We start from the raw sequence: 20,603 nt of genomic DNA on the forward strand, positions 1-20,603 counted from the left end.
GTCCGCCTTCGCGAGAGCCAAGGGGGTTCACAGTGTCCAGTGAAGAGATCATCGACGTCGCGCCCGTCGATGCGGACAAGACCACGTCATCGTCGCGCAAGCGGCTGATCGTGATCGGCGCGGCCGTGGCCGTGCTGCTTGTCGGCGGGGTGGGCGGCTATTTCGCCTATCGCCAGTTCGCCGGTGGCAGCAGCAGTGCCGGCAGCAGCGAAAGCGCTTCGTCGGAGAGCGGTTCGGAGGCCTCGAAGGCCGGCGTCTCCTCCTATGTCGAAGTGCCGCCGCTGGTGGTCAACTTGCGCGGCAGCGATGCCTCTGCGCGCTTCCTCAAGCTGCGCTTCATCATTGTCGCCGCGGACGAGGGCAAGGCCGCCAAGGTCAAGGAAAAGCTGCCGGTGGTGCTCGACGCGCTCCAGCCCTTCCTGCGCGAATTGCGCCCGGACGACCTTGACGGGTCGGCGGCGGTGTTCCGCATCAAGGAAGAGATGATGCGCCGGACCACGCAGGCGCTTGGGCCCGGCATGGTCAGCGACGTACTCATTCAGGACCTGATCCAGCAATGATCGACGATTTCGACGACTTCCTGCTGCCCGATCCGCCGAAGATGGAGGCGTCGGGCGACGATACCTTCGACCAGGCGGGCATCGATGCGCTGTTCGGCTTCGACGGCGATGCGCCCGCACAGCCCAAGAGCGGCCTCAAGGCGGTCATCGAATCCAATGTGATCAGCCACGAGCGTCTGCCGATGCTCGAGGTGGTCTGCGAACGCATGGTGCGCACGTTTGCCACCAGCATGCGCAACCTCACGTCGGACGCCATCGACGTCAGCCTTGAGGAGATCACCTCCACCCGCTTCGGCGAGTTCATGAACCGCGTGGCGCTGCCCGCCATGTTCGGCGTGTTCCAGGTGACCGAGTGGGAGAACTACGGCGTCGTCACGGTGGAATCGAGCCTGATCTACGCGGTGGTCGATGCCCTGCTGGGCGGACGCAAGGGCAGCCGCCCGATGCGCGTGGAGGGCCGCGCCTTCACCACGATCGAGACCATGCTGGTTTCCAAGATGGTGCAACTGGCGCTCGACGACCTGTCGCAGGCGTTCGAGGCGATCGAGCAGGTGAACATGCGGGTAGAGCGCATGGAATCGAGTCCGCGCTTCGCCGCCATTGCCGGGCCGAGCAACATCGCCGCGGTCGCGACTTTCCGCGTCGACATGGAAGGGCGCGGCGGCAAGTTCAGCGTGCTGCTGCCTTATGCCACGATCGAGCCGGTGCGTAACAAGCTGCTGCAACGCTTCATGGGCGAAAAGCTCGGGCGTGACCGCATGTGGGCCGCGCACATGGCCAGCGAACTCACCCACACCGAAGTCACCGTGGACGTGGTGCTGGGCGAGAAACAGATGAAGCTGCGAGAGGTGATGAACCTCAAGGTCGGCCAGACCATCGCTTTCAGTCAGAGCCCGAATGATGCGCTTCAGGTCCAGTGCGGCGGTGTGCCGCTGGGGATCGCGCATATCGGGCAACGTTCGAGAAACATCGCCGTGCGCATGGCGAACGACATCTCAAGGGGGTATCCGAAGTGAACACTGCCACCATGATCAACCTTTCGCTGGTTCCGCTGTGCATGGCCGTGCTGGTGCAGGGCTGGCGGATCGACCGCCGGATGAAGGCCTTCCGCAATGCCACGCTGACCGATGGCATCATGAGCCTGGAACATGCCACCGCGCAGGCGCGCGGCGTGCTGGGCGAACTGAAGCGCGTGCTGGCGACCGACGGCATCGCGCAGGCCAACACGATTGCGGAAGCCGAAGCCATGCGCGATGAGCTTTCGATGATGGTCGGGATCGGCAATGCCGTGGCCGAGCGCATTGTCGCCGCCGCCGCGCAGCCGGAACAGAAGGCCGCTGCCCGCACCGGCCGCAAGCGCGCCGTCAAGGCCGAGGCCGCGACCGATGCGGCGACCGGCGAGAAGGTCGCCGAAAAGGCCGCCGAAAAGGCTCCCGCCCGCAAGGCTGCGGCTCCCCGCAAGAGCCGTGCCCGCAAGGCGCCCGCCCGCACGACCGCGCCGATCCAGAAGGCAGATCCGCTCGTCGAGGCCGCCATTGCCGCTGCCATCGCCGAGGCCGGTGAGCTTTCGGCCGAAATCGTCATGCACCCGGCACGCGCCGCGAACGCCCAGCGCGCCGCGGCATGACCACGGCAACCGCCAATCTGCCCGTTCCGGTTACCGGAATGAGCCGGCTGATGAACGCGCTGCGCGGGATGACCCGGCCTTCGCGCCTGTTGTTCGGTGTCGCCGGGGTGGCGGTCGTGGCCAATGCCATGGCGCTTGGCGCCGCGCCCGAGCCCAATGCGGCAGCGGGGGGCGCGTCTTCGGGCCGCCTTGGCGCTTCGCTTCAGGACGCGCTTGGCAAGCGGGACCGCGATGCGGCGGCCGAACGTCGCAAGCTCGAAATGCGCGAGCAGGCCGTCCGCGCCGGTGAGACGCGGTTGGCCGGTCAGCTTCAGGGCCAGCAGCCCGGGCAGCCGGCGCAGCCGGGCACGCCGACGCCCGGCCGTCCCGGACAGGACCAGCCCGAGGTGCCTTACGACACGCTCGCCCAGATCTACCAGCGCATGAAGCCGCAGCGCGCCGCGCCGATCTTCGAGAAGCTCGATCTGGAAGTGCAGACGCAGGTTGCGCGCCGCATGCGCGATCAGGTGACCGCGCAGATCCTGTCCTACATGACGCCGGCTGCGGCGGTCGAACTCTCGATGTCGCTGGCAGGGCGCAAGGTGGTGCATGTGCGGACTCCGCCGCCGGTGGCGCAGACGCCGCCGCAGACGCGGCTCAAGCCGCAGGCGAAGCTTGCGGGGCCGGTGGGCCAAGGCACTCCGCCTCAGGCTGCCGCCGCCCACTGATTTGGGGGTAAAGCGCTCCCCTTAGGGGGAGATGTGACGAAGGGGCACACGCTGCGCGTGGGGCCCCTTTGTTGTATTTGCGGTAGCGCGGATCAGCTGCGGAAGGCGGTGGCGCGCACGATGAGGACGCGGGCCACGCTCGGATCGACGCGCTTGAGTGCGGGCGTGAGCGTCTGCGACAGCCGCTCGACATCCAGCGCGGCGAACGGCGAGGCGCGGAGCCGGGCGAATTCGATGGAGGCGGCCAGCGATGCGGCGCGCAGTTCCGGCATCCGCCGCGTCAGTTCGGTGGCCGTGGAGGCGGATTGAGCCTCAACCACCACGCGTACGTGCATCACGCCGTCGATCCGTCCGGCGTCGACGATCGGGGTATCGATCTGTTCGAGCGTGATGAGATTGGCGGGATCGACTTGCTTCGCGGCCTGTGTGGACGCGGGCGCGAGTCCGGCAGCCGCAGCAAGGGCCACGGCGAGGGCCGCGGTGGCATTGAGGGCGCTTAAGGACATGCGGAACTCCAGTTGCATGTATGCGTCTGATAGGCAGGACGAATACGGATAGCGCATGGCCCACGAGGGAGCCTGCTCCTCTATAATAGAGTGGATTCGGTAACATGCGGTAAACGTCGCAGGGGGCGCCAAGAATGAACACCAATACCAGCCCGGCCAAAGTCCGGGTCTTGTCCTCGGGCATTCCGGCTGCGGAGCCTGCGCGTCGGCGCGGCGATCCCGGCAATACTGGCGGATCTGACAAGGGCGAGCAGGGCGCTTCGGTCCCGTCTGTCGTTGCCAATGCCAAAGCGGGTCAGGATGACAATGCGAGCCCAAGCTTGTTGTGGGTTGCCGGTGCCATCGTTCTTTTCGTGATCGGCAGCACGCTGGGCGGGCTGTTCGTGACCACGTCGCTGCTGTTCCCCGGCATATTCCAGTGATCCGTTCCGCCATGACGCGTTCGCGTTCGACGAAGGCATTGCTGCTCGCGGCCAGCGCCGCGCTCTTGCCCGGTGCCACGGCGGTTTCGGTTGTTCCCGCTGCATCGCCTACCGCATCGCCCACCGCGTTACCGGCTGCCCTCGCGGCTCCTGAGGCCGGTCCTCCGGCGCTTCCCCCCGCCTCGCGCCTGCCCGGCTTTGCGGCGGACCTTGCCCAGCAACCGGTGATCCTGGGCCCTTCGGCCTGGGGCGCGATGACGCAGGCGGCGGCGTGGGACCGGATCTCCCGCGTGCCGCAACCGCAACTTCAGCAGGCGCGCTGGGACTATGCGCGCAGCCTTGTCGGCGCCGAGCGCGGCGCGGAGGCTTTCGGTGTGCTCGAAGTCATGGTGCAGGACGATCCCGACCTTGCGATGGTCGACAGCTACCGCCTTGCGCGCGGGGCGGCCTTGACGCTGCTTGATCGCAATGCTGACGCGGTTGCCGCGCTGTCCTCGTCCGGCCTTGCGATCAATCCCGAGGCTTGTGCCTGGCGCCTGCGCGCGCTGGCCGCGAGCCATCTGGCCGAACAAGCGCTGGGGCAAGTGGCCTGCGCCCGCCCGGCCCTTCGCGCGGCGCGGCCCAAGTCGTTCGTGCTGGCTGCCGCATTATCGGCGGTCGAGGGCGGGCAGCCGGACAAGGCGATGGAATGGCTCCAGCCGATGCCGGACAGCGATCCCGCCGCCAACCTGCTGCGCGGGCGCGCCCAGCTGCAGCAAGGGCATGGCGACGAGGCGCGGCTGCGCTTCGCCCGCGTCGCCCACTCGGGCACGATGGAGCAGCGCACCGATGCGCAGCTCAGCGAGATCGAGGCGCGCGTGGCTGCGCATACGATCGGCATGAACGACGCACTGCGCCAGCTTGAAGCGCTGCGCTACGGCTGGCGCGGCGATGCGATCGAGCAGCGCGCGCTGCGGCTGACCTACCGGCTTCAGGACGCGCGCGGCGACATTGCCGGCGCGCTGGAAAGCGGCGCCGCCCTGATGCGCGGTTTCGGGCTGGAGGGGCAGGATGCGGCGATTCTGCCCGCACTGCGCGCCAAGCTCACCGCCGCGCTCGATCCTGCTCGCAACCTGCCGCTCGATCAGGCCGCGGGGCTTTACTGGGACTATCGCGACCTGGCGCCCGGCGGTGCCGAGGGCGACCTGCTGTCGAGCCGTCTGGCCGAGCGCTTGCAGGCTGCCGGGCTTTACGAGCGTGCGGCAGACCTGCTCGATTACCAGCTTTTCGTGCGCGCGGGTGATCTTGCGCGCGGGCCGCTCTCGGCCCGGGTGGCGAGCCTCTACATCCTTGCCGGCCGTCCCGACAAGGCGCTGGAGGCGCTGCGCAAGTCCGAGGATCCGAGCTTCCCCGACGCCATGATCGGTGAGCGCGACCGGGTGGAGGCCGTGGCGCTCAGCCAGATCGGCCGCATCGACGAGGCGCTGGCGGTGCTCGACACGGTGCCCGGCAGCACGCCGCTACAGGCGGAGATCCTGTGGAAGCACCGCGACTGGCAGCGCTATGCAGATAAGTCCGCGTCCAGCCTGCCGCCGCCGCGTGCGCTCGATCAGGTCGGGCAGGCGGTGGTGCTGCGCCATGCGATCTCGCTGGCCATGCTTGGCCACGAGGATGCGCTGACGGCGCTGCATGCGCGCTATGCCGGGGCGTTCAATGGGCTGACGACCGCGCCGGTGTTCGAGATGCTTACCGCCCATCCGATGGGCGCCGATGCCGGTGCGCTCGGCCGGGCGATGGCGGCTCTGCCCTCGGCCAGCCCGGCTGGCGACCTTGCCGACCTGATCGACCGCGCGCCCGATGTGGCCCCGGTTCCGACCAAGCAGGCCAAGCACTGAGAGCAGCGGGCAGATAGCCAAACAAAAAGGGCAGGAGGTTCGACCTCCTGCCCTTCTTTTTTGCGCCGGTTGCCGGGCCCTCCGCGAGCCGGAAGCTCAGGTGAGGTAGTTCGTGAGCGACATGCTCGAAAGCTGCGAGAACACCGAGTAGCTCGCTTCCAGGATGGTCTGGCGCTGCGTGATGTCGATCGCGACTTGGCCAAGGTCCGCGTCCTCGACGCCGCCGATCACTTCGGTGAGCAGGTTGGAGCGGTCGTCGGCGCGCGTCGACAGCGTGTCCACCTGGTTCTGGCGCTGGCCGTTGACGGCGTTGACATTGCGCACTTGCGCAAGCCCGGTGTCCAGCTGGCTGAGCGCGGTCTGGATCGCGGTCTTCTGGTCGTCGGTCAGCTTGTCGCCGAAGGGGCCGGCCTCGGCCAGCGTGCGGAACGCCGGGATCAGGCCCGAGCCGGCGTCGCTGGCGGTGATGCCGTACTGCACGTCCACGCCGTCGCCCATGCGGGCCGACTGGTGCACATCGTCATTGGCGAAGGCGTCGGCGGCATCCAGACCCTTGGTGTCGTCCAGCGTCTTGGGCAGGAACGGCGAGGTCGAGGTCTGCGAACCGGCGAACAGCGGCACGCCGCCCGACGTGGCATTGAGCGATGCGCGGACATCGCCAAAGGCGCTTTCGACGGTCGACTGGAGGCTGGGCGAATCGCCGGTGCCCAGCGCCGTCATCAGCTGGGTGCGCAAGTCGGAGAGCGAGGAGTCGATCTGGTTGAGATTGGCATCGTAAAGCGACAGCGTGGTCGAAACGGTGCTGGCGACCGCCTTGTAGCTCTGCTGCTGGGCCAGCATCGAGTGCGCCGACAGCGTGCGCACGGCGTCGAGGCCGAGGCTGGCATAGTCGGGCGCCTTGGAGCCCGTGGCAAGCTGCATCTGGCTGACGGACAGGCTTTCCTGCGAACGCGCGATCGCGCTCGCAAGCGTGTTCTGCATGGGAATGGTGGCAACGCGGGTCATCTGCTGCTTCCTTATCTGATCATGCCGAGCAGGGCGTCGTACATGTCCGAGGCGGTGGTCATCACACGGGCGGCGGCGCTGTAGCTGTTCTGGAGCACCACCATCTGGGCCAGCTCTTCGTCGATGTTGACGCCGGCATAGCTGTCGCGGCGGCTGACCGCGTCATTGAGACGGGCCGAGGCATCGTCGTTGGCGTCGGAGGCCTGCGAGGCCATCGATCCGATGCCGCCGAGCAGGGCGTTGGCGAAGTTGTCGATCGTCTTGCTGCCGTTCTTGCCGAAATCGGCATTGGAGGACAGCGCGTCGATGAAGGCGGTGGAATTGCGGAAGTCGCCCGCGCCCACGGCCTTTTCGCCCACGGCGGCAGTGAGCTGGAGCTGGGCGAGCGGCACCTTGGAGGTATCCGCCAGCATCGCCGGATCGACTTCTGCGTTCGCCAGCCCGCTGGCATTGCCGGTAAGGCCCGAAAGTGCCGAGAACGAAAGGCCGGTGCCGTTGCGGTTGGTCGAATCCGATGGGATCGAGATCGACGATCCGGCGCTGGAGGCATTGGGGGTGAACGCCACCCGGCCGCTGTCGTCCAGCGCGAAGCTGCCGTACTTGGCCAACGGACTGGCGTTCAGGTTGTTGATCGTATCGCCCCAAGTGTCACCTGCGGCACTGGTCAGCGTGTACTGGGACAGCACTTTGCCGTTGGAATCGCGCAGCACGATCTGAGAGGTCTGGCCGGCGGTGAAGCCGGTCGGATCGCTGGACGTGAAGCCCGACGGGGCCAGCGCACTGCTGTCCGAGCGGATGATGTTGTTCAGCCCGAAGAACTGCGAGAAGCCCACCCCCGCGCGGTCGCTGGGGGTATCGGGATCCTGCGCGATGGCGATGCCGTTGCTGCTCGACGCCGCACTGATCGACAGCACGCCCTTGGCGTCGATGCTGGCGGTGGCATCGGGCGAGAGGCCCGCGTTGATCGCCGCCACCGCGTCATCCACCGTGGCGCCGGCGCCCAGGGCGTCGAAGTCGATGGTGGTCTTGTTGACCAGCGTGCCGTCCTTGCCCACCACCGCGAACGTCGCCTTGCCGGTAAAGCCGAGGCGGTCGCTGCCGACAAGGCCGTTGGCCTGTCCGGTCATGGTGTTGGGCGGGGGCAGGGTGGTGCCCTCGTTGGAAACCTTGTTGAGCTGCTGTGACAGGCCGCTGAAAAGCTGGCCGAGCTGTTCGTTGAACTGCGGCAGCACGCGGTCGCGCATGTCCAGCAGCCCGCCGAGCTTGCCGCCCACCGAGGTGGAATCAATCTTCTCGCCGGTGGCGGCGCCCATCGTGCCGTCATCGGCGGCGAAGCGGATATCGATCGAGGGGTACGTCGCCTGCGCGGCACCCGCGCCCGAATTGTAGGACAGCTGGCGCAGGCGCGTGTCGAGCAAGGTCTGGCCCGAGGCGGTGTCGATGAAGACGCGCCCGTCGCTCTGTTCGCGCACGTTCACGCTCATCAGCCCGCTCAGTTCCTGAAGCGCGGACATGCGCTCGTCGGCGGGGCCGGACGTGCTCTGGCCAAGGCCCTGGAGGCGGGCGACCTGGTCGTTGAGGTCGTTGATCTTTTGCAGCAACACGTTGGAGCGGGCGACCGTGTCGCTGACTTCGCTCTCGACGTCGGACTGGAGGCTCGAGACGTCCTTGGTCAGGCCGTTCAGCGTGTCCAGCGTGTTCGAAATATTGCTCGTGAACAGCGCGATCGACTGCGAGGTGCCCTGAAGTCCGCTGATCTGGGAGACCGCGCTGGAAATGGACGACAACTGCGCCGTGAGGCTGGACGTGGAATCGGTGGCCCCCAGCAGCGACTGGAGCCGGTCGAGATAGGAATTGGCCGCATCGCTCCGGCCGGCCGCGCCTGCACGCTGATAGACCGCGTTCTCAAGGAACTTGTCTGCCACGCGCGATGGCTCGCCGACGACGACGCCGCTGACCTGGCCTCCCGATACGGACGTCGCCAGCGACACCTTCTGCCGGGCGTAGCCGGGGGTGTTGACGTTGGCGATGTTGTTGGAGACCGTTTGCATCCCCGCCTGCGACGCCGAAAGGCCGGACATGGCGGAACTGAGAATCTGGTTGAGGGACACGTTTCGGTTTCCTGCAAGTCTCGTGAAGGGATGGGGATGGGATTTTGGAGTACCGGCTGGAAATGCGCCTTGGCGCATTTCCAGCCAGACTAAATCACCTCTTCAGGTTGCTGACTTCCTGAAGCATGTCGTCGACGGTCGTGATGATCTTCGACGAGGCGCTGTAGGCGCGCTGGTAGATGATCATGTTCGAGAACTCGGACGCGAGATCGACGTTCGAGGCTTCGAGCGTACCGGCCGACAGATCGCCGCCGCCCAGCGAGCCGGGCTCGTTGATCGAGGCATTGCCCGAATCCTGCGACGCCGCGTAGGCATTGCCGCTGATGCGCGTCAGGCCGTCCGGGTTGGCGAACGTCGCCAGCGGAAGCTGGTAGATCGCGCGCGAGGTGCCGTCGTCGAACACCGCGCTGACAACGCCGTCCTTCGAAATGTTGACCGACGAAACGGTGCCGAGCATGCCGCCGTTGGCGCTGGAGTTGAGCAGGGCCGAAGCGCTGCCGAACTGGGTCAGGCCGTCGAGACCGTCATCGCTGCCGAGCTTGAGGCTGATCGGTTCCGAACCGGCGCCGTTGGCCCAGCCGATGTCGAGGTCGGAGAACAGCGCGGGGCTCGAACCGGCAACGTCGAGGCTGCCGTCGGCATTGAAGCTGATCGTGCCGCTGGCAAGCAGGCCGGTGGTGGTGGCAGTGCCGCCAACGCTGGCCACATCGGCGGGATCGCCCGAGATTTCGGCGGCCCACTGGTTCGTGCCGGTCTTGGTGTAGTTGAACGTCAGCGAGTGCGACGTGCCCTGCGCGTCATAGACGACGACCGAGCGCGAGAACTGCGGCGTCACCGCGCCCGAGGTCATGTCGCCGGCGGTGTAGCCGGTGACGGGATCCGCGGTGGAATCGAGGTTGGCGCGCATCGAGACCGTGGTGGTCGGCGTGGCGGCGCCGGTCAGCGCATTCGGCTTGATCGGCTGAAGCGACGACATGCTGCCGTTGTTGACGTAGTTGCCGTCGGCATCGAGCGGCCAGCCGGTCAGGTAATACCCGGCGGTGTTGACCAGATAGCCCTGGGGGTCGGTCGTGAACGAACCGGCGCGGGTATAGGCGATCGTGCCGCTGGCGTCGGGGCTGGAACGCACGACGAAGAAGCCGGCGCCGTCGATGCCGATATCGGTCAGGCTGGTCGAGGCCTGCAGCAGGCCCTGCTTCGAGATCAGTGCCTTGGGCGTGGCGGTAACACCGCCGGCCGAGTAGCTGCTCTTGACCTTGCCGTCGGTGACGAGCGTCTGGAACTGTGCCGAGACGCCCTTGTAGCCCACGGTGTTGACGTTGGTGATGTTGTCCGCAACGGTCGCCATCGCGCTGGCTTGAGCGCCGAGGCCCGACACGCCCGCGTAAAGAGCTGAATAGAGGCTCATGTCATTCTCCTTGCGTCCGGGCCGGAAAATGGCGGTACCGGCATACGGACAGAGCATTGTAGGATGAACTGCACGCTCAACCGTGCGGATGTGCATGAAAAAAGCCTCGGGACCGTCACCGGGATGACTCACATCATCCTATAATCTGTGAAACGTGTTTCGGGGGCTGCACACATGACTCTTCGCATTTCGCTCAAGAAGGGCGAGCCGGTGATCGTCAACGGCGCGGTGCTGCGCGCCCAGTCGCGGACCGACCTCGTCGTCGAGAATTCCGCGACGATCCTGCGTGGCCGCGATGTGATGCAGCCCGAGGAAGCGGTGACTCCGGCCCGCGCTCTCTATTTCGCCTGCATGATGGCCTATATCGATCAGGCCGATCTGCCGCGCCATCAGCAATCGGTGCTGGAGCGGCTGGAAGCGCTGATGGACGCGCTGGAATCGCATGAGGCCAAGGCCGTCTGCATCCGCTTCGCCCAGAAAGTCGCGGTGGGGCAGTTCTACGCCGCGCTTGTCGACTGCCGCTGGCTGATCGCTTACGAATCCGACGCCATCGCTCGCTTCGCACCGGCCGAAGTCGCCGACGAAGCCGCTCCGGCCGCCTGAACGGGGCGCCGTCATGGCCAGTCTTGCTGCTGCCGCTGCCGGCTTGCGCCTGCTCACGCCCGACCAGCGTCATGGCCGGGTTGTGGCGGTGCGCGGGGCGCTGATCGAGGTCGAGGGCCTTGCCGGAGCCGCGCAGATCGGCTCACGCGTGACGTTGCAGGCACCGGGCGGCGGCGTCGAGGCGGAAGTGACCGGGCTCGATCGCGGCATTGCCCATTGCCTGCCGTTCATTGATCCGCAGGGCATCGCCTCGGGCGCAAAGGCCAATCTTTCCGCCAGCCAGTTCGCGCTGCGCCCCTCGGGCGAGTGGCTCGGGCGCATGATCGACGGGCTCGGCCGCCCGGTGGACGACAAGGGCCCGCTGGCGCAAGGCGCGATCCTGCGCAAGATCAAGGCCTCGCCGCCGCCGGCCTCATCCCGCGCGCGGGTGGGGACTTGCGTGTCGACCGGGGTGCGTGCGCTCGATATCTTCGCGCCGCTCTGCAAGGGGCAGCGGCTTGGCCTGTTCGCGGGATCGGGCGTCGGCAAGTCCGTCCTGCTCTCGATGCTGGCACGCTGGACCGAGTGCGACGTGGCGGTGATCGGCCTGATCGGCGAACGCGGCCGCGAAGTGCAGGAATTCGTGCAGGACGATCTGGGCGAGGAAGGCCTCGCACGCAGTGTCGTCGTCGTCGCCACCTCGGACGAACCCGCGCTGATGCGCCGTCAGGCGGCGTGGACCACGCTCAGCGTGGCCGAGCATTTCCGCGATCAGGGGCTCAATGTGCTGTGCCTGATGGACTCGGTCACCCGCTTCGCCATGGCGCAGCGCGAGATCGGCCTGGCCAGCGGCGAGCCGCCCGCCACCAAGGGGTACACCCCTACCGTCTTCGCCGAACTGCCGCGCCTGCTGGAGCGCGCCGGGCCGGGGCTGCCGGGGCAGGGGGCGATCACCGGCCTGTTCACCGTGCTGGTCGACGGCGACGATCACAACGAGCCGGTGGCCGACGCCGTGCGCGGCATTCTCGACGGGCACGTGGTCATTACCCGCCAGATCGCCGAGCGCGGCCGCTATCCGGCGATCGACGTGTTGAAGTCGGTCTCGCGCACCCTGCCGCACGCGCTGGGAGAGAACGAGAACCACTTGCGCCTTGCCGCGCGACGCGAGCTTTCGACCTATCGCGACATGGAAGAGATGGTCCGCCTGGGCGCCTATCGCGCCGGATCGAGTGAGGTGGTGGACCGCGCGGTCGCGCTGGCGCCGCGGATCGAGGACCTGCTCAAGCAGGGCAAGAACGAACGCGGCCATGCCGAAGAGAGCTTCGCGGCGCTCGCGGCGATCATGGAGGGCTCCGATGAAAACACCGTATGATGCCGCGCTGCGCGTGCAGCAGCGTGAGATCGATGAGATGAGCGTCGCCATCAGCCGCGAAGCGGGCGTGCTGGCCGCCGTCGAGCAGGCGCAGGCCGAGGCCAGCGCCGCCGTGCGCCGCGAGGCCGATCTGGCGGGCACCGACATGAGCGAAGGCCTCGGCATTCCCTCGCACGGCTATTTCGCCCGCAAGCGGGACGAGCGGCGCCAGCTCACCAGCCTTCAGGCCGAACTCAGCACCCGGCTGGAAACCCTGCGTTCGGAAGCGGTCGAGGCTTTCGGCACCTTCCGCACCATCGAAAGCGCTGCCGACGCCTTCCGGCAGGAAGCCGAGCGCGTTCAGGCCAGCGCCGAGCAGGCCGGTATCGACGATCTTGCCGCAGTCGCCTTCCTCAAGGCCCAGCGCGCCATGCGCGACGGACAGCGGACATGAGCGATCCGGTTGCCGGACCTTCTCCGCATGCGGCCGGGCAGGCGGCGGCGCAAGTGCGCGCGCTCGATCCGGCCAGCAAGGCGCGGCTGATCTACGCACAGGCCCGCAGCGAAATGTCCGACCGGCTCTGGCGCGCCGCGCTGGGCGATGGTGGTTCGCAGGGCAGCGATGCCGATGGCGACAAGACGCGTCCGACCGACCGGCACGGCATGCCGATGAGTCTTGAGGCGCTGATCGGCCTGCTGGAGGGGGACGGTAAGACCGCACCGCAAGGGCCTTTCGCGGGCACCGTGCCAATGCCGCAGCAGGGCGACGATCTGGGCGAGGGCGGCGGCAATGGCAGGCGCCGGAACGGCTCGGGCGAGGGTGGTGACGACGACGGCAGCACGCTGTCGCTCGGCCACGGCCCCAATGCACGCTATGCGCCCACGCTCAGCGCGGCGGCGTCGCGCACCGGGCTGCCGGCGCCGGTGCTCGCCACCATCGTCCATGCCGAGGCGGCCAAGGACGGTGACGGCCGCTGGCTGCCCTATTCCCGCAATCCGCGTTCGAGCGCGGCGGGCCTCGGCCAGTTTCTCTCGGGCACCTGGGAGGGCGAGGCCGAGCGCGAAGGCACCTGGCTGCACGCCACCGCCCGCGCCAATGGCTGGCTGGACGATCGCGGCCATGTGCGCGGTGATGCCCGTGCGGAGTTGCTGTCGCTGCGCTACGATCCGCAAGCGGCGATCGAGACCACTGCCGACTATGCGCGCGCCAATCTCGACGGTTTGCGCCGCGCCGGGGTGCGCATCGGCGAGGGCGTCGAGGACATTGCCAAGGCTGCCTATATCGGCCATCACCTCGGCCGCGGCGACGCGGTGCGCTTCCTGACCGGCAGTCTCGATCCCGACCGTGCGCGCCGTTTGCTGGACGCCCAGATCGGCGCGGCGCAGGCCAGCCGCCGCATTGCCGCCGCCGGAAGCGCCGTCGCGGCGCACCGTTCGTGGCTGCTCGATTATGTCGGACGCACTATAAAACCAGCAAATTTCGCGGCCTGACGGGCATTTTGAGCGACTGGCCGAGGGCCTCGGGGCTAGTGCTTAATTTTGAGAAAATATAGGATAAAAGATTTCTTGTTATAGGATTGATGACGCGTTAAGACATTGAGCACCGATTGACTGGTTGACGGACGGTTGCCGCAGGGGTGCAGCACCGTCCCGTGCTTGGGGGCTCAACGTGTCTAAGATCACTATTGCACTGGAATCCGCAGTGGCCAGCGTGAAGGCCAATACAGCGCCTGAAGGGGAGGCACCGTCCGCACGGCAACGCGCCGGAGTGGATCGTGCTTTCGCGCATATCCTGCGCTTGATTGCACCGCGCATCCGCCACTTCATCCGCCAGTACGGCCTCACCGCCCATTGGGACGATGCCGAGCAGGCCTGCGCCATCGCCGTTCACCGTGCGATCCAGGCCTACGATCCGGAAAAGGCGCAGTTCACGACGTTCGTGAACTGGCAGATCCGGGGCGAGCTTCAGAGCCTGCGCTTTCGCCTGATGACCGACCAGCGCCCTTCGGCGAAGAAGGTGGAGGCGGTGACCGTCTCGCTCGACGCGATCGGCAGCGGCGAGGACGGCGAGGAAATCTCGATCGTTGCCTCCATCGAGGACGAGGAAGCACTGGGCCGCACCGAGGCGGCCGCGTCGGACTATCTGGCGCGCGAGGCCATGCTCTCTCTTACCGACAGTTATATCGAGCATTTGCGCAAGCTGGGCGTCGATCGTCTGCGCCGTCAGGCCCGTCCGAAGAAGGCCCGCAAGGGCACGGAGGAGGCCGAGGCCGCGGAGGGTTCCGGTGAGCGTCAGGCCCGCCGCGTCTGGCGCGCCGAGAATGCGCCGATCGATCCCGCCGATCTCGCCGAGCTGGAAGAGCGCCTGCTCCACAACCGCATGGTGGTGGAGAACCGGTTGTTCGACCTCGTTCCCGGCGACATCTTCGAGGACGAATCCGGTCTGCTGCGCGAGCGCGCGCGCCAGATCGCCAAGCGCGCCGCGCGCACGATGTGCGAACTGGCCGGGCTCGATCCCCGCTTCGCGATGATGGCGGAATACGGGCGCCTGCTCTGCGCGCACTGATCTGCCGGTCGGGGCGACGGGCCCGCCCGATCGCAGGCATCTGCACAAACGATTGGGGAGGAGGTGCCTTGCGTGCCTCCTCCCCAATCGTTTGTGCAGATGCCGCTTCGCCCCGCCGAATTTTAACGAAGGCCCGCGCACTTGGCGCCCAATCGGTGCTAGATTGTGGTTAGCCCGGCGTAACCCTGCAAACAGCAGGGCGCCGGAAGCCAGTGAGGGAGCTTTCCAAGACCATGAACCGTCTATCGGGCCGTCAGGCCCTCGCCCACGGGACAACCCAGGCGACCGTTCCTGTTGTGGCTGCGCGTGCCGCACGCCGTATCGCGCAAGGAACAGGGACTTTGATCGGCGCGGCGGCGCTGCTGGCCGGATTGTCCGGCACCGCGCATGCCGATGACGGCCTGCTGAAGCAGGCGGTCGGCGGGCCCGACGGCCTTACCATCACCGGCGGCGTGCGTGCGCGTGTCGAGGGGATCGACGGGCAGTTCCGGCCGGACAAGGCTCAGGACGACGTGATGTTCTCGCTGAAGACCACGCTGCTGGTCGACTACGACGGTGGTCCCTTCCGCATCGGCGGCGAATTGTGGGATGCGCGCGCCTATGGCCAGCACCACGATTCCTCGGCCGGCACCACCGAAGTCAATGCGATGGAGCTGGTGCAGGCCTATGTCGGGCTCGATTTCAAGACTGGCGACAAAAGCGAGGCCAGGCTGATTGCCGGACGCTTCACCATGAACATCGGTTCTCGCCGCCTTGTCGCCCGGCAGCAGTTCCGCAACTCCACCAATGCCTATACCGGCGTGAACTTCGTGTGGAAGGACAGCAAGGGCGACCAGCTGATCGCGCTCTGGTCGATGCCGCAGCAGCGCCTGCCCGACGATGCCGACGGCATTCGCGACAACAAGGTGGTGTGGGACCGGGAGAGCACCGACCTGCAACTCTGGGGCGCGCATCTCACCAAGGCCGGGATCTTCGGCGGCGTCATGGAAGTCTACGGTTTCGGCCTGGACGAGCGGGACAGCCCCGATGTGTTGACCAAGAACCGCCACCTCTTCACCCCCGGCATGCGCCTCTATCGCAAGCCCAAGGCGGGGCAGGTCGACTGGGATCTGGAAGGCGCCTACCAGATGGGCTCGACCCGTCTGACCACGGCTGCCAGCGACATGAAGGACGTGAGCGTCTCGGCCTACATGATCCATGCCGAGGCCGGGCAGACCTTCAAGAGCAGCTGGCAGCCGCGCCTCTCGCTCGATTTCGATATTGCCAGCGGCGATCAGGCCGGGTCGAAGAGCTATAACCGTTTCGACACGCTCTACGGCGCGCGCCGCTTCGACTTCGGGCCGACGGGGCTCTATGGCCCGGTCGGGCGCTCCAACCTGCTGTCGGGCGGCGTGCGCGCGGAAGCCAAGCCGGACAAGAAGTCGGACGTGATGTTCATGTACCGCGCGCTGTGGCTTGCCTCGCGCACGGACAGCTTCGCCTCGACCAGCGTCAAGGATGGCAAGGGTGACAGCGGCCGGTTCGCGGGTAACCAGTTCGAACTGCGCTATCGCCGTACGCTGGTGCCCAACGTGCTGCATTTCGATACCGGCGTGGCCTATCTCGACAAGGGCCGGTTCCTGACCGAAGCGCCCAATGCGCCGCAGACGGGCGATACGAAGTACGGCTACTTCGACATGTATTTCGATTTTTGAGGACGGTGTGAGGTCCGGTCCGTTGCGGGCCGGACCTCAATCCATCGGGACCAGTCCGGCCGAAAAGGCAATGCGCAGCGCTTCGGACAGGCTGCGCACGCCGAGCTTTTCCATCAGCTTGGCGCGATAGATCTCCACCGTGCGCGGGCTGATGTCGAGATCGTGCGCGATCACCTTGTTCGACTGCCCATCGATCAATCCCATCAGCACGTCGTGCTCACGCGGCGAAAGTTGTTCGAGCATGGCAATCGCCTGCTCCTTGCGCTGCGCGGCGGCGCGCGAGGCGGCCTGATGCGAAAAGGCGGATTCCAGCGCAGCGATCAGCTTGAGGTGGTCGCAGGGCTTCTCGATAAAGTCGGCAGCGCCGAACTTCATCGCCTGCACCGCGACTGAAACGTCGCCTTCTCCGGTGAGCACGATCGGCACGAAACGCGCGGGCGCATCGCCGATGGCCGAGAGAACCTGGAGGCCGGGCGTGCCGGGCATGTGCAGGTCCAGCAGCAGGCATCCCGGTTCGAGCGAGGGCGCTGCCTCCAGAAACGCGTCGCCCGATTCAAAGCACATGATGCGGCTGTCGACGATCAGCGAGAGCAGGTACTCCAGCGAAGTCCGCACTGCATAGTCGTCGTCGACGATATAGATCCGGCGCACGGTCATCCGGCCTTCAACTCCTGCTCGCAATACGTCGGCAGCGTAAATTCGATGGCCGCGCCGCCGCCTTCGATGTTGCGGAGCGACAGGCTGCCGCCATGCGTCTCGACGATACGGCGGCAGATCGAGAGGCCTAGGCCCATGCCATTGGCCTTGGTCGAGCTGAATGCCTCGAACGGGCGGTTGATGACCTGTTCGGGGAAACCGGGCCCGTTGTCGATGACGCGGATCATGATCTGGCCCTCGCCCGGTGTGAGCGTGGTAATGGTCACGGCGGGGGTGGAGACGTCGTGCGCCTCAAGCGCGTCGAACGCATTGTTGATGAGGTTCACCAAGACCTGCTGGACATGGATGCGGTCCGCCAGGATCAGCGGCGAGGTGCCGCAAGGCCGGTATTCGAGCAGCACCCCGGGCGCCCGGCTGCGCGAGCGGGCAAGCTGGAGCGTATCGGCAATCACATCGTCGAGCGGCTCGGCGCGGATGTCGAGTTCGCCCTTGGAGACGAAGGCGCGCATGCGGCGGATGATGTCGCCCGCGCGGAGCACTTCCTGGCTGGCGAGGCGCAGCAGGCGGCGGAGCTGGTCCGGGCGCCAGTCGCGCTGCAATTGCAGTTCGATGGCGCCAAGGAAGTTCGAGGTGGCGGTGAGCGGCTGGTTCAACTCGTGCGCCAGTTCCGCGCCCATCTCGCCCATGGCGCTGACGCGCGAGGCGTGGAGGAACTGTTCGCGCAGTTCGTGAATGCGTGCCTCGGTATCGAGTTGCTCGCGCAAGTTGCGCACGAAGGCGATCGAGATCTGCTCGTTACCGACATTGGCGGCGCCCACGGCGAGTTCTACGGGAACCTGATTGCCCGAGCGATCCAGCCCGGCGGTAATGCGCGTGCGCGTCGGGCGGCCCTGCCAGCGCTCGGCCGCACTGGGCTGGGCGGGCGCGCGAGTGGGTGGCTGCTGCATTTTGTCCGCACCGGCGCCCGGTCCGGAAGGCGGTTCGACTTCGGCGATCGGCTGGAAGTACTGCGGCAGCACAACGCGTACGTCCTCGCCCAGAACTTCGTGCGCGGCGTAGCCGAACAGCGCCTCGGCCGTGGCGGAGAAGCTGCGGACATGGCCGTGCTCGTCGATGGTAATCATCGCCTCGGGCACGGTTTCAAGGATCGAGCGCAGTTCGGATTCGCGCGATTCCAGCATTTCGGCGCGCTGCTCGCGCTCGGTCGAATCCATCACGATGCCGATCACGCCGATGCCGCCGGAGCCGGAGTCGCGGTGGACCAGCACGGTGCCCTCGATGACATGCGGCTGGTCGGGGCGGCGCGACTGGAGGCGGAAGGCGTAGCGGCCGGGCTGCCACGTGTCGGGCGGCGCAACTTCGCGCGTGAACGCATCGCCCAGATGCGCGCGCCACTGCTCCATCCCGCCCGTGAAAGCACCTGGAACAAGCCCGAACAGCGTTTCCGCCTGGCCGTGGAAGCAGAACCGGTCCGTATCGCTGGACCATTCGAAAATGCCGAGGCCGTGGAGGTCGACGGCCAGTGACAGGCGGGCCTCGCTCGCCAGCATGGCCTGTTCGGCCTGCTGGCGAGCGGTGACGTCGGTCATCGAGAGCACCATCATCGGCGGCAGGTCGCTGCGCGGCTGCACGATCTGGCGAGTCTCGAACACGCGCAGGCGGGTGCCGTCGCTGCGCAGTTCGGTCAGCTCAGTCTCCTGCAGCGCGGCGGGGTGCGTGCGCAGGTAGTCGCGCCCGGTGACTTTCACCGCGCCGGTCAGTTCGTGCTTGTTGAGCCCGATGGCCTGTTCGGCGGTCCAGCCGTAAAGCCGCGTGCAACCGTCCGACCAGCGCAGCACGCGCCCTTCGAGGTCGGTGATGGCGATAGGGGCGGAATCGAGCGCGGCATCGATGGCCCAGCGCGCGCTGCTCTCGCGGCCGATGCGCAGCCACGCCCAGGCGATCACCGCGCAGGAGGCCGTCACTTGCAGCGCCGCCAGGAAGATCACCACCGCCTCGGGCGCGAGCGCGGTATGCTTGTGGGCCCAGAAGTGGGTGAGCGCCGAGGCGACCGGCAGGATGACCGACAGCGCCAGCGTCCATTGCAGCGTGGAGGCGCCGAACCCGCAAGCCGGTTTGCGCGGCCAGGCATATTCGCGGCGCATCAGCACGATGGCGATGGCCAGCAGGCAGACCGAAAGCATCGTCGGCACCGACATCAGCGCATGGCGGGTCGCTTCGTCCGGCCGGCTGACGCCGGTGGGCAGGAGGCTGCCGGAAATCGCCGCGATTGCGATGGAGACGCAGGCGAATGTCACGGTCGCGCGGCGCATTATCTGGCGCGGCGAGGCGACCGAGAACGTGGCAAGGCTGAGCAGCAGCAGGGCGATGGCGGGCAGTACGCCCGGCCGGCCCGGCGACGGACGAAGCTGCGCGGCGACGGCATCGGGAAACAGCAGCGTGTCTATCCCGAGCGCGCGTCCGCAGGCCTCTTCGACCAGCGCGATCACGCCGACGAGCATGGGAAGCAGCAGAATGACAAGGGCAGCACTACGCCTGCCGCGCGCGGTTGCCCACACGGCCATGCCGATCGCCATGCAGGATACCGCGGTAAGCGGCTGCATGAGATAGCCGGTGGCGGGCTGTCCCGTCAGGCTGAGGTTCCCCGAGAACCAGCCCATCAGAACGACCATGCCGATGATTTGCGCCACCGCGACAAGGGCAGGCACAGCCGGTGCCAACGTGGCAGGAGGCGACCCGCTCCAGCGCGGCGGAGGAGGATTCAGTTCCTGCATCCGGGTCCGCTGTTTCCGCCTAGAATCTCAGGCTCCAAGGCGAGGGCCGCATTATCGCGTCGCGCGGGTTTGTAAATAGACGGGGAAGGGGCCGGGCGCGACATGCGGCCCGGTTTGCGGATAACCGGTTGATATTCGGTTTCCCGAAACCGGTATTTTCCGGATATTTCCTGAAGAGTTTTTCAAAAATGCGATGAAGCGCATTTTGGGGCACACGCGGATGCCGCGAAATCCCGGCCAGAATTCGCTGGCCAGAATTCGGGGGCCAGAATTCTTGTGGGGCCCGCGCGGGCCGAATCCGGATGGGCTTAGACCGGCGGTAGGCCCTGGCCGACCACGCCGTTCTCGTTGGAAAGACCGTTGAGAATGGCGCGGTTGACGTCGATCAGGTCGTCGATTTCATCGCGTCCGGCCATCACGTCCGAGGTGTATCTGCTCACCCACAGGCCAATGGAAATGATCGTTGCCCGCAGATCGTCCGGAAGGCGATTTCCCGGTATCGCACAGATATTTGCGAACGTGCCCCAGACCATGCGGTTGCGGTGCAAGGCGGGCATGAGCTTGGCGCCCCTGAGCCCGGCGTCGCGCGCCGCGATCATCTCGGAAGTGATCTGGGTCATCAGCCGGTACTCGGTGCTGCGCGGCGAGGCGGCGACTTCCTGCACGCGGCGATAGGCATTGATTGACATGGTGGCTCCAGCGAATGTCGTCCGCGCCGATGCGCGCCCATCAATATAGGACGAAATCGCGGCGGACGGT

19 protein-coding genes are annotated in these 20,603 nt (G+C 66.9%); 12 read left to right on the plus strand and 7 right to left on the minus strand.

The annotated features are described in order from the left end of the window. Positions 1 to 32 precede the first annotated feature (32 nt). The 4 genes from AC1VVK_RS12615 to AC1VVK_RS12630 are packed head-to-tail and all read left to right on the plus strand — an operon-like array spanning position 33 to position 2,894. Entirely contained in the window at positions 33 to 560 is a 528-nt protein-coding gene (locus AC1VVK_RS12615; protein WP_482903265.1) for a flagellar basal body-associated FliL family protein, read from the plus strand. After that, on the plus strand, positions 557 to 1,576 hold the full coding sequence (gene fliM / locus AC1VVK_RS12620) for a flagellar motor switch protein FliM (RefSeq protein ID WP_482903266.1): 1,020 nt from the start codon (positions 557 to 559) through the stop codon (positions 1,574 to 1,576). Before AC1VVK_RS12615 ends, fliM begins: the two co-directional genes overlap by 4 nt. Continuing rightward, positions 1,573 to 2,187, plus strand: a complete 615-nt coding sequence (locus AC1VVK_RS12625; protein ID WP_482903267.1) for a DUF6468 domain-containing protein — start codon at positions 1,573 to 1,575, stop codon at positions 2,185 to 2,187. The genes fliM and AC1VVK_RS12625 overlap by 4 nt, the downstream gene beginning before the upstream one ends. Continuing rightward, positions 2,184 to 2,894, plus strand: a complete 711-nt coding sequence (locus tag AC1VVK_RS12630) for a MotE family protein (RefSeq protein ID WP_482903268.1) — start codon at positions 2,184 to 2,186, stop codon at positions 2,892 to 2,894. Before AC1VVK_RS12625 ends, AC1VVK_RS12630 begins: the two co-directional genes overlap by 4 nt. A 92-nt stretch (positions 2,895 to 2,986) precedes the next feature. Here AC1VVK_RS12630 and AC1VVK_RS12635 read toward each other — a convergent pair whose 3' ends face one another. Beyond that, on the minus strand, positions 2,987 to 3,400 hold the full coding sequence (locus tag AC1VVK_RS12635; RefSeq protein ID WP_482903269.1) for a hypothetical protein: 414 nt from the start codon (positions 3,398 to 3,400) through the stop codon (positions 2,987 to 2,989). 134 nt (positions 3,401 to 3,534) lie between these two features. On the opposite strand from AC1VVK_RS12635, the gene AC1VVK_RS12640 reads away from it, so the two are divergent. Together AC1VVK_RS12640 and AC1VVK_RS12645 are read left to right on the plus strand one after the other, a co-directional pair. Continuing rightward, entirely contained in the window at positions 3,535 to 3,822 is a 288-nt protein-coding gene (locus tag AC1VVK_RS12640; RefSeq protein ID WP_482903270.1) for a hypothetical protein, read from the plus strand. 11 nt (positions 3,823 to 3,833) lie between these two features. Beyond that, on the plus strand, positions 3,834 to 5,696 hold the full coding sequence (locus AC1VVK_RS12645) for a hypothetical protein (protein WP_482903271.1): 1,863 nt from the start codon (positions 3,834 to 3,836) through the stop codon (positions 5,694 to 5,696). A gap of 96 nt (positions 5,697 to 5,792) precedes the next feature. Here the strand turns inward: AC1VVK_RS12645 and AC1VVK_RS12650 are convergent, their stop codons facing one another. From AC1VVK_RS12650 to flgE, 3 genes are all read right to left on the minus strand, one after another. After that, the gene (locus AC1VVK_RS12650; RefSeq protein ID WP_482903272.1) at positions 5,793 to 6,701 is read right to left on the minus strand and encodes a flagellin; all 909 of its coding nucleotides are present in this window, start codon (positions 6,699 to 6,701) and stop codon (positions 5,793 to 5,795) included. An 11-nt stretch (positions 6,702 to 6,712) separates the two neighbouring features. Beyond that, the gene (gene flgK / locus AC1VVK_RS12655; RefSeq protein WP_482903273.1) at positions 6,713 to 8,812 is read right to left on the minus strand and encodes a flagellar hook-associated protein FlgK; all 2,100 of its coding nucleotides are present in this window, start codon (positions 8,810 to 8,812) and stop codon (positions 6,713 to 6,715) included. 94 nt (positions 8,813 to 8,906) lie between these two features. Further along, positions 8,907 to 10,220: a flagellar hook protein FlgE gene (flgE, locus tag AC1VVK_RS12660; RefSeq protein WP_482903274.1), complete on the minus strand. Its 1,314-nt coding sequence runs from the start codon at positions 10,218 to 10,220 to the stop codon at positions 8,907 to 8,909. 174 nt (positions 10,221 to 10,394) lie between these two features. On the opposite strand from flgE, the gene AC1VVK_RS12665 reads away from it, so the two are divergent. The 6 genes from AC1VVK_RS12665 to AC1VVK_RS12690 all read left to right on the plus strand — a co-directional run bounded on the left by AC1VVK_RS12665 (position 10,395) and on the right by AC1VVK_RS12690 (position 16,413). Beyond that, on the plus strand, positions 10,395 to 10,823 hold the full coding sequence (locus AC1VVK_RS12665) for a flagellar biosynthesis repressor FlbT (RefSeq protein ID WP_132388707.1): 429 nt from the start codon (positions 10,395 to 10,397) through the stop codon (positions 10,821 to 10,823). 13 nt (positions 10,824 to 10,836) lie between these two features. Next, the gene (gene fliI, locus AC1VVK_RS12670; protein WP_482903275.1) at positions 10,837 to 12,174 is read left to right on the plus strand and encodes a flagellar protein export ATPase FliI; all 1,338 of its coding nucleotides are present in this window, start codon (positions 10,837 to 10,839) and stop codon (positions 12,172 to 12,174) included. After that, positions 12,158 to 12,607: a hypothetical protein gene (locus AC1VVK_RS12675; RefSeq protein ID WP_132388711.1), complete on the plus strand. Its 450-nt coding sequence runs from the start codon at positions 12,158 to 12,160 to the stop codon at positions 12,605 to 12,607. The genes fliI and AC1VVK_RS12675 overlap by 17 nt, the downstream gene beginning before the upstream one ends. After that, positions 12,604 to 13,644 carry a peptidoglycan-binding protein gene (locus AC1VVK_RS12680; protein WP_482903276.1) on the plus strand — a complete coding sequence of 347 codons (1,041 nt, stop codon included), beginning with the start codon at positions 12,604 to 12,606 and terminating at the stop codon, positions 13,642 to 13,644. Before AC1VVK_RS12675 ends, AC1VVK_RS12680 begins: the two co-directional genes overlap by 4 nt. A 178-nt stretch (positions 13,645 to 13,822) precedes the next feature. After that, positions 13,823 to 14,719 carry a sigma-70 family RNA polymerase sigma factor gene (locus tag AC1VVK_RS12685; RefSeq protein WP_132388712.1) on the plus strand — a complete coding sequence of 299 codons (897 nt, stop codon included), beginning with the start codon at positions 13,823 to 13,825 and terminating at the stop codon, positions 14,717 to 14,719. A 233-nt stretch (positions 14,720 to 14,952) separates the two neighbouring features. Beyond that, on the plus strand, positions 14,953 to 16,413 hold the full coding sequence (locus AC1VVK_RS12690) for an alginate export family protein (RefSeq protein ID WP_482903277.1): 1,461 nt from the start codon (positions 14,953 to 14,955) through the stop codon (positions 16,411 to 16,413). A gap of 36 nt (positions 16,414 to 16,449) precedes the next feature. Here AC1VVK_RS12690 and AC1VVK_RS12695 read toward each other — a convergent pair whose 3' ends face one another. From AC1VVK_RS12695 to flaF, 3 genes are all read right to left on the minus strand, one after another. Continuing rightward, positions 16,450 to 17,070 (minus strand): response regulator transcription factor, encoded by a 621-nt coding sequence (locus AC1VVK_RS12695; protein ID WP_482903278.1) that lies wholly within the window; start codon positions 17,068 to 17,070, stop codon positions 16,450 to 16,452. Beyond that, positions 17,067 to 19,778: a PAS domain S-box protein gene (locus tag AC1VVK_RS12700; RefSeq protein ID WP_482903279.1), complete on the minus strand. Its 2,712-nt coding sequence runs from the start codon at positions 19,776 to 19,778 to the stop codon at positions 17,067 to 17,069. The genes AC1VVK_RS12695 and AC1VVK_RS12700 overlap by 4 nt, the downstream gene beginning before the upstream one ends. A gap of 374 nt (positions 19,779 to 20,152) precedes the next feature. Then, entirely contained in the window at positions 20,153 to 20,533 is a 381-nt protein-coding gene (gene flaF, locus AC1VVK_RS12705) for a flagellar biosynthesis regulator FlaF (protein ID WP_482903280.1), read from the minus strand. Positions 20,534 to 20,603: the final 70 nt, after the last annotated feature.

The sequence above is a fragment of the Novosphingobium sp. BL-S-32 genome (assembly GCF_056857055.1).